Source organism: Nocardia yamanashiensis NBRC 100130, from assembly GCF_001613325.1.
Lineage (GTDB): Bacteria > Actinomycetota > Actinomycetes > Mycobacteriales > Mycobacteriaceae > Nocardia > Nocardia yamanashiensis.
In genome coordinates this window covers 51,608-64,622 of sequence record NZ_BDCD01000005.1, presented here as the reverse complement: position 1 = coordinate 64,622, position 13,015 = coordinate 51,608, and the positions used below count along the sequence as shown (strand labels likewise).

Sequence of the window (13,015 nt, the reverse complement as noted above, 5' to 3'; positions counted from 1 at the left end):
TCCGGCGGGTACGAGGCTATCCTCGCGAAGGTGGGTTGGCCCAAATATGTTTCAGCGGCCGCGATTTCACTGCTGCTGTGTACCGGGTGCGCGTTCGCGCGCTCCGAGACCGACACCCGCGCCGGCTTCCGCTCCGGCGGCATCGACCGCGAATATCTGATCCACCGGCCCACCGCAGCGGCAGCCGGACTCAAGCCCGCCGTACTGATCTTCCACGGTGGCGGCGGCACCGCCGCAAACATGGCCCGCGCCACCACTTTCGACCGCCTCGCCGACCGGGACGGTTTCGTCGCGGTCTATCCCGAAGGCTACGAGCGCTCCTGGAACGACGGCCGCGGCGCGGACACCAAGGCGGGCGCCGCCGGCATCGATGATGTCGCGTTCGTGGCCGCCCTCATCGACCGGCTCGTCGCCGACGAACACGTCGATCCCGCCCGCGTGTACGCCACCGGCCTGTCCAACGGCGCGATGTTCACCGAATTGCTGGGCTGTCGCCTGGCCGATCGGCTGGCCGCCATCGCCCCGGTCTCCGGCCCCCTGCCCGCCGCCGACGAATCCACCTGCGCGCCCGCACATTCCCTGCCGGTCCTGGAAATCCACGGCACCGCCGACCCGATCGTCCCCTACGACGGCGGCACCGTACGCGTCACCTCCGGCAATCTCGGCGGCAGCGGCCACAGCCCGGTCCTGTCGGTGCCCGCCACCCAGCAGCTGTGGCGGACGAAGAACGCCTGCGGCCCCGCCGTTTCCACCGCCCTGCCCGCCACCACCGACGACGGCACGTCCGTCACGGTCGAATCCGCCGACTGCGCCGACGGCGCGAAAGTCCAGCTCTATACCGTCACCGGCGGCGGTCACAGCTGGCCCGATGGGCCGCAATACCTTCCGCGCGCCCTGGTCGGCCCCGCCACCCACCAGTTCGACGGTGCGGAACTGATCTGGAACTTCTTCCGCAGCGTCGGCCGGTGACACGCGGCTATCGCCTGAACATCAGGTGAACAGCTTCCCGCGCCGGTTTCGCGAGCAGCATCCGGGCCGACACTGAATTGCGTGAGCGCCGAGTTCGTTGTTCTGCTGATTGTCGTAATCACCGCGCTGGCTTTCGATTTCACCAACGGCTTCCACGACACCGCGAACGCGATGGCCACCTCCATCGCCACCGGTGCGCTGCGCCCCCGCGCGGCCGTGGCCCTGTCGGCCGTGCTGAATCTGCTGGGTGCGTTCCTGTCGGTCGAAGTCGCCAAGACCGTCGCGGGCGGGCTGCTGAACATCGGCGGCGTGCACCATATGGCGTTGCTGCACATAGTGTTCGCGGGCCTGGTGGGCGGCATCCTGTGGAATCTGTTCACCTGGCTCTTCGGTATTCCGTCCAGCTCTTCGCACGCCCTGTTCGGCGGGCTGATCGGGGCGGCGCTGGCGGCCTTGGGCGCCAGCGGGGTGATCTGGACCGGGGACGCCAAGACCGGCGTGATCAACAAGATCATCGTGCCGGCGGTGCTGGCCCCGTTCGTGGCCGCGCTGGTCGCCGCACTGGGCACCTATCTGGTCTACCGGCTGACCCGCGGCTCCGAACCGGGGCGGGTGCGCACCGGATTCCGCTGGGGCCAGATCGGTTCGGCGTCGCTGGTGTCGCTCGCGCACGGCACCAACGACGCGCAGAAGACCATGGGCGTGATCTTCATGGCGCTGGTCGCGCACGGCACCTTCGACTCCGGTGCGGACATCCCGCTGTGGGTGAAGGTGGCCTGCGCGGTCGCCATCGCGGCGGGCACGTATCTGGGCGGCTGGCGCATCATCCGCACCCTGGGCAAGGGCCTGGTGGAGATCGACTCCCCGCAGGGCTTCGCCGCCGAAACCTCTTCGGCCGCCATCATTCTCACCTCCGCGCAATTCGGCCTGCCGCTCTCGACCACCCAGACCGCCACCGGATCGATCCTCGGCACCGGCCTGGGCAAGCCCGGCGCGGAAGTGCGCTGGGGCGTGATGGGCCGGATGGCCGTGGCCTGGCTGCTGACCCTGCCGCTGGCCGGGCTGGTGGGCGCGCTGTGCTGGTGGGTCGCCGATCTGGTGGGCGGTCTGGGCGGGGTGCTCATCGACCTGAGCGTGCTGATCCTGGCGGCCGTCTACATGTATCTGCGTTCGCGCCGCAACCGCGTGGACACCAGCAATGTGAACGAGGACTGGGCCGACGGCCTGGTCCCGCCGTCGGCCCGCGAACGCGCCGGCGCGGCGCACTGAGGAGCACGATCGTGCACACCTTCACCACCATCGCGAAATCCCTCGGTGAGGTGACCGCCATCGCCCTCGTGCTCGGCGCGGGCGTACCCCTGCTCTTCGCGGTCGGCGTCCGGCTCTGGGCACTGGAACCGGCCACCGCCACCGGCCCGGCGACCGTCCGCGATACGCTCGCGCGCACCATCGCCTACCTGTGCTTCGCCGTCACCGTCGCGGTGGTGGTCGCCGGAATCCTGTTCATCGCAAGAGATTTCATCAGCCACACCTTCGACATCCAGCTGTTCGGCGCCAAACCCCGGAAGAAGTGAGCCATGACCACCGACCGGTCGATACTCGGCGCCGTGCTGGCCTGGCTGCGCGCGGGCTATCCGCACGGGGTCCCGCGCGAGGACTATGTGGCGCTGTTCGCGGTGCTGCATCGCAAGCTCACCGAGACCGAGGTGGACGAGGTGATCGCGGAACTGGTGTCCGCCGATACCGACGGCGTGGTGGAACGCGCCGAGATCGAGTCCGCCATCGCGAGATTGGCGCACGAGAAACCGGGTGAAGAGGACGTGGCCCGCGTCGCGGCCCGGCTGGCGGCGGGCGGGTGGCCGCTGGCCCGGCCCGGCGACCTCTGAAACCGGCCGCGCGGCAACGCAATGGGGCTCTCGGACCTGGTCGCCAAGATCGTGGAATGGTTGCGTGCCGGATACCCGCAGGGCGTGCCGGACGCGGATTACGTACCGCTGGTGGCGTTGCTCGCGCGGCGGCTGTCGGAGGCGGAGATCCGGGAGGTGGCCGAGGCGCTGGTGCGGCAGGGGGCGTGGCCCGCCGGGAAGGTGGACGTCGGCGTGCTCATCACCCGGCTCACCGACGAGATGCCGCGCGAGACCGATCTGGCGCGGGTGCGCGAACATTTGCGCAGCGGTGGCTGGCCCGTCGACGACGGCTGGAATCCGCCGGTGTAGCGGACCGAAGATGCTTCGGCTGACGCACTGTGGCGGCGGTCTCATTCGAATATCTGTAGCGAGGAATTGCCGATTCGAGAATCATCTTCAGCGGTCTAGCGTTGATCTCGCAGAATATTCATACTTTCGGTTCATGAGGATCGGAATCCCCCGCGAGGTCAAGAACCACGAATACCGGGTGGCGTGCACGCCCGCCGGTGTCCACGAACTGGTCTCCCGCGGCCACGAGGTGTACATCGAAACCGGTGCGGGCGCGGGCTCGGCGTTCGACGACGACTCCTACCGCTGCGCGGGCGCCCAGGTGCTCGACACCGCCGATGAGGTGTGGGCCGTCGCCGGACTGGTGCTGAAGGTGAAAGAGCCGGTGGCCGAGGAATATTCGCGCCTGCGCGCCGGGCAGTTGCTGTTCACCTACCTGCACCTGGCCGCGTCCAAGGAATGCACCGACGCCCTGCTCGGCTCCGGCATCACCTCGATCGCCTACGAAACCGTCACCGCCCGGGACGGATCGCTGCCGCTGCTGGCCCCCATGAGCGAGGTCGCGGGCCGGCTCGCACCCCAGGCCGGCGCCTACAACCTGATGCGGCACGGCGGCGGCCGCGGCGTCCTGATGGGCGGCGTGCCCGGTGTGCGCCCGGCCCAGGTGACCGTGCTCGGCGCGGGCGTCGCGGGCCGCAATGCCATCGCCGTCGCACAGGGCATGCACGCCGATGTCACCGTGCTGGATGTGAACATCGCCCGCCTGCGCGAGATCGACGACCTGTACCACGGCCAGGTCCGCACCATCATGTCGAACCGGCTCGAGGTCGAAAACCTGGTCCGCTCCGCCGATCTGGTGATCGGCGCGGTCCTGGTCCCCGGCGCGAAGGCCCCCACCCTGGTCCCCAACGACCTGGTCGCCCAGATGAAGCCCGGCTCGGTGCTGGTCGATATCGCCATCGACCAGGGCGGCTGCTTCGAGGATTCGCGTCCCACCACCCACGCCGACCCGACCTACCGGGTGCACGACTCGATCTTCTACTGCGTGGCGAATATGCCGGGCGCGGTGCCCAACACCTCCACCATCGCCCTCACCAACGCCACCCTCCCGTACGTCACCGCCCTGGCCGACCGCGGCTGGCGCGCCGCCACCGCCGCCGACCCCGGGCTGGCCGCGGGCCTGAGCACCCACGACGGGTTGCTGCTCACCGAATCCGTCGCCGCCGCACACGGATACACCACGCACACCCTGGCCGCCTGAGAACGCCACCCGGCGGGCGGTTCAGGACAGATCCGGACGCCCGCCGGGCCGGACATGCTCGAAGATCAGGATCGTCTCCGTCGAGGCGACCGCCGGATGCGCGCTCAGATTGTCGAGCACGAATCCCCGCAACTCCCCGGAACTCCCGGTCGCGACGTGAATCAGGTAATCGTCCGCGCCCGCGATGAAATACACGTTCTCCACTTCCGGCAATTCCGCGACCTGCGCCCCGAATGCCGCCAGCGCCCCGCGCGCCTCGGCATGCAGTCGCACCGCGATCATCGCCTCGAGATCGCGCCCGAGCGCGGCCGGATCGATATCGGCGTGGAATCCGCGAATCACGCCCCGTTCCACCAGCGATCGCACTCGTCCGAGGCAGGTCGACGGTGCGATCCCGGCGGCCTCGGCCAGTGCGTGATTGGTCATGCGGCCGTCGCGGGACAGCTGGTCGAGCAGGATCCGGTCGATCTCGTCGAGCTGCGCCGGTCGCACGGGACCGGACGCCGAGGCCGGGGGTTGCACCCGGGAACGGGCTCGAACGGGGGCGGGTCCCGGCGGATCCTGCCGGGGCGAGGGCGCGGCGGCGACGCCGGTGGGAATCGCGCGTGTGCTGGTGGCAGCCGAAGGAACCTTCTTCACGTCGTAACGGTACCGAAGGATGTTCGCCATTCCAGCCGAATCGACGAGGAAAGTTCATCGGTTCGCTGAGCACGTCCCGACCCGGCGAATTCACTCCGCAACACCTTCACGCCGCACCCCGCGCTACGGGTACGCTCGCCGCATGGGTACCTTCTGGCACACCGTCACCCCGCCGCCCGTCGCCTGATCGGGCGCACCGGCCGGCTCTTACTTCCCGCTCCCGCTGATCCCTGCTTTCAGCGCGGATATCGTCGTGCGCTCGTTTCGACTCCTCCCCAATGGAATTCGACACGGAGTACACGACTGTGCCAACCAGCACCCCAACCCTCGTCTCATCCCCTGCGCGCGTCCATTTCTGGAGCGGCCCCGCCCCGATCCTGGTGGCCTCCGTCCTGTGGGGCAGCACCGGAACCGCCGCTTCGTTCGCCCCGGCCGGAACATCCGCTGCCGCAATAGGTTCGGCCGGACTGGCCCTGGGCGGCCTGCTGCTGTACCTCACCACCCGCCGGCGGCCGGGACGCCGCCGCTCGACGGCCGGCACCAGCGCCGGTGACCGCTGGCTGCTCGTCCTCGGCGCGATCGCTGTTGCCGGATATCCCGTCACCTTCTATCCGGCGGTGGCCCGTACCGGCGTCGCCATGGCCACGGTCATCGCGCTGGGCAGCGCACCGGTGTTCGCGGGCCTGCTCGCCTGGCTCACCGGCCAGGGCCGTCCGTCCGCCCGCTGGACGGCGGCCACCCTGCTGGCGGTAAGCGGTTGCGCCGTCATGGTGCTGGGCCCAACTCTGGGCGAGAACCGGCACCAGATCGATCCGCTCGGTGTCGTCCTGGCGGCCTGTGGCGGCCTCACCTACGCGATCTACTCGATGGTCGGCGGCCGCCTGATCGCTCGCGGTCACGATTCCGGCGCGGTCATGGGCGCGCTGTTCGGCGGCGCGGCGCTACTGGTGCTCCCGGTCGTGCTCGGCACCGGCATCCACTGGCTGACCACCCCGCGCGGCGCGGCCGTGGCCCTGCACCTGGCGGTATTCACGACCTTCCTGGCCTACCTTTTGTTCGGCTTCGGCCTGCGCCACACCACGGTCACCACCGCCACCACCCTGACCCTGGCCGAACCGGCGGTGGCGGCCCTGCTCGGCGTCACCGTCGTGGGCGAGCGCCTGCCGCTGCTGTCCTGGTGCGGGATGGGTGTGCTCGCGCTGAGCCTGGTGCTGCTCACCCGTCCCGCACGCACCGAATGACGGTCTAGGTCGCCGGAATCCAGTTGCCGTGGAACCCCGCCGGCACCCGGTGCGGCAACTGGATCGAGGCGATCGAATCCAAGGTCTCGGCATCGAGAATGGCGAGTTCGCTGCGATCGGTGGCCGCGTCGTAGACGAAGCCCATGAGCACGCCCTCGTCCTCGGCGGCATCGGGACCGGCGGGCTCGAACACGAACTCGCCCAAGCCTTTACCCGTTCCGAACGAGCGGGTGAAGGTCTTGCCGTTGGCCAGATCATGCTTGAACAAGGTCGATTCACCACTGAGCCCCGTGCCGACCGCGGGCGCATACCCGAAGCGATGCCGCTTCCCGACGAGGCGTTCGTCGATGCGCGGGAACTCCTGCGCCCGATCGTCGAACCGGCTCTGCCGCACCCGCCCCGCGGCCAGATCCACCTCCCAGCGGTCCAGGCTGGGCGCCCCGTCGTCGGGTCCGGTCCGGTTGGTGTCGAACATCTTCGGGTACCGCACCACGTCCAGCACCACGGTGTCGCCGTCGTCGTAGGCGTTCATCGGATGGAACACATAGCAGGGCTCGATCTCGAACCAGCGCACCGATTCCGACCCCTCGCGCGGCATGACGCCGATCCGCGCCGGATACCGCCGATTCCAGCTGTAGGGCAGGCGCTGATACCCGGGTGCGGTCTTGGGCCGCGGCGGGCTCGGGATAGGCACCCGGCCGATCATGGCGGACAACAGCAATCGGGCCGGCAGCCGCAGCCAGCGCGGGGCGATCATCTCCGCGACCATGCCGGTGTCGAAGGTGACGGGCAGATCGTAGAAGACGACATACTTCTCGGTGAGCGAGAAGTCGTGCATCATCGGCGATCCGGTGACCGGGATGTCGACGGTGCGCCGGGCCTTCCCGTCGACGCCGATCACCGAGTACTGCACCGTGCCCGGCCGCAGGAAGGTGTACGACACCGCGTGCAGCTCACCGGTATCCGGATCCCGTTTGGGGTGCGCGGTGTACCCGCCGCCGAGGGTGCCGTCGAAATCGCAGATGCCGACCGTATCGAGGTCGCCGTCGATCTCGAAGTTGGCCGCCCCCGCCTCCATCAGCGCGAGGAACCGCCCGGCATGCCCGATGACATTGGTGTTGGAACCCATGCCCGCCAAGGGATTCGACTCGAACCGCGCCGGTTCGCCGAGCCGCCGCAACGTACTGGGCCCGCGTACATAGCGATTGCGATACCACTCCGCGCGCCCGTCCCGCAGCCGGATGCCGTGCACCATCCCGTCACCCATGAACCAGTGGTACAGCTCGGGATCGACCTCCCCGATGGGATTGGGCCCGTTGCGCAGGTACCGCCCGTCCAGATGTTCGGGAATCTCGCCGGTGACGGGAAGTTCGGTGAGGGTGTACTCGTGGTCGATCGGGGCGAAGCCGCCGTTCAGATAGCGATTGCCCATTGGAGACCTCCAAAGGAATAACAGCGTTATGTGTCCTAGAATAACGCTGTTATGGAGGTGATTCAACGATGAGTTCCGGCTCCCGCCCACCCGCTCGGCGCGGCAACCCGGCCCTGCGCACCGAACTGGTCGAAGCCGCCATCCAGCTACTGGAAACCGATGGCGCCGAAGCCCTGCAGACCCGCCGGGTCGCGGCCGCCGCGGGCGTGTCGACCATGGCGGTCTACACCCATTTCGGCAGCATGACCGACCTGCTGGTAGCCGTCATCACCGAGGCGTTCTCCCGTTTCGGCGCCACCCTGGCCGCCGTCCCCGCCACCGACGACCCCATCGCCGACTTCTTCGCCCTCGGCGCCGCCTACCGCGCCTACGCCCTGGCCAACCCCCAGCGCTACCGCCTGATGTTCGGCCTCACCGGGCCCTCGGTCGGCGGCAGCCAATACGTCTGCGACTTCACCGAATCCGCTCCCCCCGACGCCATCGGCGCGGAAACCTTCGAACACGCCGTCACCGCCGCCGAACGCATGATCGCCACCGGCCACCTGCGCCCCGACCCGCCCCGCCGGGTGGCGGCCCGGCTCTGGGCCCTGCTGCACGGCACCGTCCTGCTGGAAATCGCCGGCAACCTGGGCGTCGAAGGCCGCAGCGTCGCAACGGTGCTCGGTCCGGCGACCGTCGACATCCTGGTCGGCATGGGCGCGAACCGGGAACAGGCGGAACGCTCGGCCCGCCTGTCCCGGCAATCCGTCTAACTCTCCTCGAGCGCCACCGCGCCGCCGCGCTCGAGCCGGGAATGCCTGCGCGAGTAGCCGAAATAGATGACCAGGCCGATCACCAGCCAGCCGGCGAAGCGCACCCAGGTCTCCCACGGCAGCGACCAGATCAAGTACACCGAGAACCCGATGCCGATGATCGGCACCACCGGCATCAGCGGCAGCCGGAATTCGCGCGGTTCGTCCGGGCGGGTGTAGCGCAGCACGATCACCGACACGCTGACCACGATGAACGCCATCAGAATGCCGATATTGGTCAGTTCGGCAACGGTATTGATCGGCAGCACACCGGCCAGGATCGCGGCGCCGATACCGACGATCCAGGTCACCCGGGTCGGCACCTTGCGGGTCGGATGGGTCTTGGCGAACCATTCCGGCAGCAGCCCGTCGCGGCTCATGGCGTACCAGACTCGGGTCACGCCGAGCATGAAGGTCAGCACGACGGTGATGATGCCGACGATGGCGCCGATCGCGATGATGTTCGCGATACCGGGCATGCCCACCGACTTGAACGCGGTGGAGAAGCCACTGGTGGGGCTGATCTCGGTGTACTTCTGCATGCCGGTCAGCACCAGCGTCGCCGCCACATACAACACCATGGCGATGGCCAGCGAATACAGAATCGCCTTGGGCAGTTGCTTTTTCGCCTCGGTCGATTCCTCGGCCGCGGTGCTCATGGCGTCGTAGCCGAACACCGCGAAGAACACCGTCGCCGCACCCGTCCACACCGCACTCGTGCCGTACGGGAAATACGGGCTGTAGTTGGCGCTGTCGATCTGGAACACGCCCAAGCCGATGATCAGCAGCACCAGCGCCACCTTGATCAGCACGAACACCGTCTCGAACCGTCCCACGCTGCGAATGCCGCGCGAGAGCACCCAGGCGGTGCCGAGACAGAACAGCATGGCGAACACGTCCACCACGTGCCCGTCGCCGGTGCCGGACGCGCCGAGCATCCAGTCCGGCAGCGTGATGCCGATCTGATCGAGCAGGAAGTTGAAGTACCCGGACACGCCGATGGCGACCACCGCCGCCACCGCCACGTACTCCAGCAGCAGATCCCAGCCGATGAACCAGCCGGCCAATTCGCCCAGGGACACATAGCCGTACGTGTACGCCGACCCCGCCTTGGGCACCATGCCCGCGAATTCGGCGTAGCACAGCGCCGCGCACGCACTGGCCACACCGGCGATCAGGAACGAGATCAGCACCGCCGGCCCGGTGGTCTTGTTGGCCACCGACCCGGCGAGCGAGAAGATACCCGCGCCGATGATGCCGCCGACCCCGATGGCCGTCAGCTGCCACAGGCCGAGATGTCTGGACAGCCGCTCATCGGCGGGGGTGTCCTCATCGACGTCCGAAATCGGTTTGCGGCGCAAGATCTGGCCGCGCAACTCCGCAATGGACATGCGGGATCCTTTCGTTCCGCTGCGCCCCGCGCCGATGCGGGTAACGCAGGTCACACTCGAGCAGGCTCAGCTAATCCGACCATGACATACCCGCGGATCGGCCGATTGGTTAAATAAAGTTCAAAGCGGTTGGCCGATAGGACAACCGGCCGGGCGTCTCGCCCCTCATCCGACACGCCCGGCCGGGGTCACCGCCGCGCGCCGGGGCGCAGGGCGCGCAGGAAGAAGGCGAGATTGGCGGGGCGCTCGGCCAGGCGGCGCATGAAATAGCCGTACCACTCGTCGCCGTAGGGGACATAGACCCGCATCCGATGCCCGGCGGCGGCCAGGCGGCGCTGCTCGTCGTCGCGAATGCCGTAGAGCATCTGGAACTCGAAATCGCCGGGTGCGCGGGCGGCCGAGCGGGCCGAGCCGGTGGCGGCGGCGATCATGGCCGGGTCGTGGGTGGCGATCATCGGATAGCCCCGGCCGTGCATGAGGACATCCAGGCAACGCAGATAGGAGGCGTCCACCTCTGCGCGGGACTGGAAGGCGACGGACGCGGGCTCGCGATAGGCGCCCTTGCACAGCCGGATTCGCGAACCCGGCCCCGCGAACTCACGGCAGTCGTCCTCGGTGCGGTGCAGGTAGGCCTGCAACACGGTGCCCAGCCACGGGAACTCGCGGCGCAACTCCCGCACGATGGCCAGGGTGGAATCGGTGGTGGTGTGGTCCTCGGCGTCGATCGTCACCCACACGCCCGCCGCGTCGGCCGCCGAGCAGATCTTGTGTGCGTGTTCCAGGGCGATGGCGTGCCCCGAACGCGGCAGGGACTGGCCGAGGGCGGACAGTTTGAGCGAAACCTCCAGGGGGCGAACGGTTTCCCCGGAGGCCGGGAGGTCGGCGAGGGTGTGCAGCAGCTCGCGATAATGGTCCACGGTGGCGGCGGCCTGGGCGGGGTCGGTGGTGTCCTCGCCCAGATAGTCGATGGTGACCAACCGGTCCGTCTCCCGCAGTAGCCGGGTGGCCGCGGCGGCGTGCGCCTCCGATTCCCCGGCCACGAAGCGTTCCACCAGTTTCCGGGTCGAGGTCATCCCGGTGACGGTGCGCCGCACGCGCGGTGAGCGCGCGGCCGCCAGCAGTCCCGGGCGCAGCACGGTCGCGAACATCAGGCCTCCCCGTCGATCGCCTGGTGCGGATACCGGTGATCCCGGGGCGGCACGAAGGTTTCCTTGATCGTGCGCGCCGAGGTCCAGCGCAGCAGGTTCTGCGCCGACCCGGCCTTGTCATTGGTGCCCGAGGCGCGCGCCCCGCCGAAGGGCTGCTGCCCGACCACCGCGCCGCTGGGTTTGTCATTGATGTAGAAATTGCCCGCCGCGAACCGCAACCGCTCGGTGGCGCGGGTGACGGCGGTGCGATCGTCGGCGATCACCGACCCGGTAAGCCCGTAGGGCGTACCGCGATCCACCAGCTCCAGCACGGTGTCGAAGCCGCCGGGCGCGGTGTCGTCGTAGACGTGCACGGCCAGGATCGGACCGAAGTACTCGGTCCGGAAGGCCTCGTCGCCCGGATCATCGCCCAGCAGGACGGTCGGTTCCACGAAGTAGCCGACACTGTCGTCGGCCCGCCCGCCGGTGAGCACGGTCAGGCTCGCGGTCGCCTTGGCCCGTTCCAGTGCGGCGGCATTGCGGTCGAAGGCCCGCCGATCGATGAGCGCCCCGCCGAAATTGGCGAAATCGGTGACGTCGCCGTAGGTCAGCGCCGACACCTTGTCGATGAAATCGCCGGACATCCGCTCCCACACCGACTTCGGCACGAATGCCCGCGACGCCGCCGAACACTTCTGCCCCTGATAGTCGAACGCGCCCCGGATCAACGCCGTGGTCAGCACCTCCGGATCGGCGGAGCTGTGCGCGAGCACGAAATCCTTACCGCCAGTCTCGCCCACCAGCCGCGGATAACCCTCGTACCCCGCGATATTCGCCCCGACCGTCCGCCACAACTCCTGGAACACCCCGGTGGAACCGGTGAAATGGATACCGGCCAGCCGCGGATCGGCCAGCGCGACTTCGGAGATCTCCGGCCCCGGCCCGTTGACCAGGTTGATCACGCCCGGCGGCAGTCCCGCCGCCTCGAGCAACCGCATGGTCCAATAGGCCGCCACCGCTTGGGTCTGCGCGGGCTTCCACAGCACGGTGTTGCCCATGAGCGCCGGCGCGGTCGGCAGATTGCCCGCGATGGCCGTGAAATTGAACGGCGTGATCGCGTACACGAACCCTTCCAGGGGCCGGTACTCCACCCGATTCCACACGCCCGGCGAGGAAATCGGCTGGTCCGCCAGGATCTGCCGCGCGAAATGCACATTGAACCGCCAGAAGTCGACCAGCTCGCAGGGCGCATCGATCTCGGCTTGATACGCGGTCTTGGACTGCCCGAGCATGGTCGCGGCGGCCAGGGTCTCCCGCCACGGACCGGACAGCAGCTCGGCGGCACGCAGGAACACCGCCGCCCGGTCCTCGAATGCCATGGCCCGCCACTCGGGTGCGGCGGTAGCGGCCGCATCGATGGCATCCCGCGTGTCCTGCGGCGTGGCGGCGGTACAACTACCGAGCACCGCCGCATGCCGATGCGGCTGCACGATCTCGGTGACCGCCCCGTCCCCCCGCCGATGTCTCCCGCCGATGACGTGATTCACCTCGAGCGGCGTTGCCGCCAACTCGGCCAGCTTCGCGTGCAGCCGAACACGTTCCGGGCTCCCCGGCGCGAATGTGCCGACTGGTTCGTTCACCGGCCGGGGCGGACTGGTGACGGCGTCCATGAATCCTCCTGTATGCAATCGCGACCGGCGCGGCGATCGGCCGGGCCGGGCAGCTGGTGAGCCGTGCCCGAACAACTCGGGCGTCGAGGCGGTACGGCGAGTCAACTCCGCGCACCCCGGCCGGGGATTGAGCCGATCGGCCAAACCTGCCGCCCGCCTTGTTGTACGTTCGGCCTATCGAGGTCCATGGCGCGCCGAGGTTCGCCCCGATCGCGTTCCGCCGGAGCCGCGGTCGGCCGCCGCCGAGCCCGCGGCCGCACGCTCGCCGCGCCATGCGGGATTTCGGGCGACCGATCGAG

General features: G+C 68.9%; 13 protein-coding genes. 8 read left to right on the top strand and 5 right to left on the bottom strand.

Features of this window, described 5'->3' with window-relative positions:
* Positions 1-30 precede the first annotated feature (30 nt).
* From NY1_RS05290 to ald, 6 genes are all read left to right on the top strand, one after another.
* Complete coding sequence (locus tag NY1_RS05290; RefSeq protein ID WP_067709023.1) at positions 31-969, top strand: extracellular catalytic domain type 1 short-chain-length polyhydroxyalkanoate depolymerase; 939 nt, start codon at positions 31-33, stop codon at positions 967-969.
* Positions 970-1,050: 81 nt separating this feature from the next.
* Positions 1,051-2,238, top strand: a complete 1,188-nt coding sequence (locus tag NY1_RS05285; protein WP_067709020.1) for an inorganic phosphate transporter — start codon at positions 1,051-1,053, stop codon at positions 2,236-2,238.
* 11 nt (positions 2,239-2,249) lie between these two features.
* The gene (locus NY1_RS05280) at positions 2,250-2,543 is read left to right on the top strand and encodes a hypothetical protein (protein ID WP_067709019.1); all 294 of its coding nucleotides are present in this window, start codon (positions 2,250-2,252) and stop codon (positions 2,541-2,543) included.
* A gap of 3 nt (positions 2,544-2,546) precedes the next feature.
* Complete coding sequence (locus NY1_RS44010; protein WP_067709017.1) at positions 2,547-2,855, top strand: DUF3349 domain-containing protein; 309 nt, start codon at positions 2,547-2,549, stop codon at positions 2,853-2,855.
* Positions 2,856-2,876: 21 nt separating this feature from the next.
* Positions 2,877-3,185, top strand: a complete 309-nt coding sequence (locus NY1_RS44005) for a DUF3349 domain-containing protein (RefSeq protein ID WP_067709015.1) — start codon at positions 2,877-2,879, stop codon at positions 3,183-3,185.
* A gap of 133 nt (positions 3,186-3,318) precedes the next feature.
* Entirely contained in the window at positions 3,319-4,425 is a 1,107-nt protein-coding gene (gene ald / locus NY1_RS05265) for an alanine dehydrogenase (RefSeq protein ID WP_067709013.1), read from the top strand.
* 21 nt (positions 4,426-4,446) lie between these two features.
* On the opposite strand, the gene NY1_RS05260 is transcribed toward ald, so the two are convergent.
* Positions 4,447-5,025 (bottom strand): Lrp/AsnC family transcriptional regulator, encoded by a 579-nt coding sequence (locus NY1_RS05260; RefSeq protein WP_439955997.1) that lies wholly within the window; start codon positions 5,023-5,025, stop codon positions 4,447-4,449.
* Between the two features lie 344 nt (positions 5,026-5,369).
* Here NY1_RS05260 and NY1_RS05255 point away from each other — a divergent pair, with 344 nt between their 5' ends.
* Positions 5,370-6,305, top strand: coding sequence for a DMT family transporter (locus NY1_RS05255; protein ID WP_218028311.1), 936 nt, complete (start codon positions 5,370-5,372; stop codon positions 6,303-6,305).
* 4 nt (positions 6,306-6,309) lie between these two features.
* Here NY1_RS05255 and NY1_RS05250 read toward each other — a convergent pair whose 3' ends face one another.
* Positions 6,310-7,737, bottom strand: a complete 1,428-nt coding sequence (locus NY1_RS05250) for a carotenoid oxygenase family protein (protein ID WP_067709009.1) — start codon at positions 7,735-7,737, stop codon at positions 6,310-6,312.
* Positions 7,738-7,805: 68 nt separating this feature from the next.
* Here NY1_RS05250 and NY1_RS05245 point away from each other — a divergent pair, with 68 nt between their 5' ends.
* Positions 7,806-8,489 carry a TetR/AcrR family transcriptional regulator gene (locus NY1_RS05245; protein ID WP_067709007.1) on the top strand — a complete coding sequence of 228 codons (684 nt, stop codon included), beginning with the start codon at positions 7,806-7,808 and terminating at the stop codon, positions 8,487-8,489.
* Here NY1_RS05245 and NY1_RS05240 read toward each other — a convergent pair.
* From NY1_RS05240 to pruA, 3 genes are all read right to left on the bottom strand, one after another.
* Positions 8,486-9,919 (bottom strand): amino acid permease, encoded by a 1,434-nt coding sequence (locus NY1_RS05240; RefSeq protein ID WP_067709005.1) that lies wholly within the window; start codon positions 9,917-9,919, stop codon positions 8,486-8,488. The two genes, NY1_RS05245 and NY1_RS05240, sit on opposite strands and share 4 nt — an antisense overlap.
* 188 nt (positions 9,920-10,107) lie before the next feature.
* Positions 10,108-11,067: a proline dehydrogenase family protein gene (locus tag NY1_RS05235; RefSeq protein ID WP_067709003.1), complete on the bottom strand. Its 960-nt coding sequence runs from the start codon at positions 11,065-11,067 to the stop codon at positions 10,108-10,110.
* Positions 11,067-12,716, bottom strand: a complete 1,650-nt coding sequence (pruA, locus tag NY1_RS05230; RefSeq protein ID WP_067709001.1) for an L-glutamate gamma-semialdehyde dehydrogenase — start codon at positions 12,714-12,716, stop codon at positions 11,067-11,069. The genes NY1_RS05235 and pruA overlap by 1 nt, the downstream gene beginning before the upstream one ends.
* Positions 12,717-13,015: the final 299 nt, after the last annotated feature.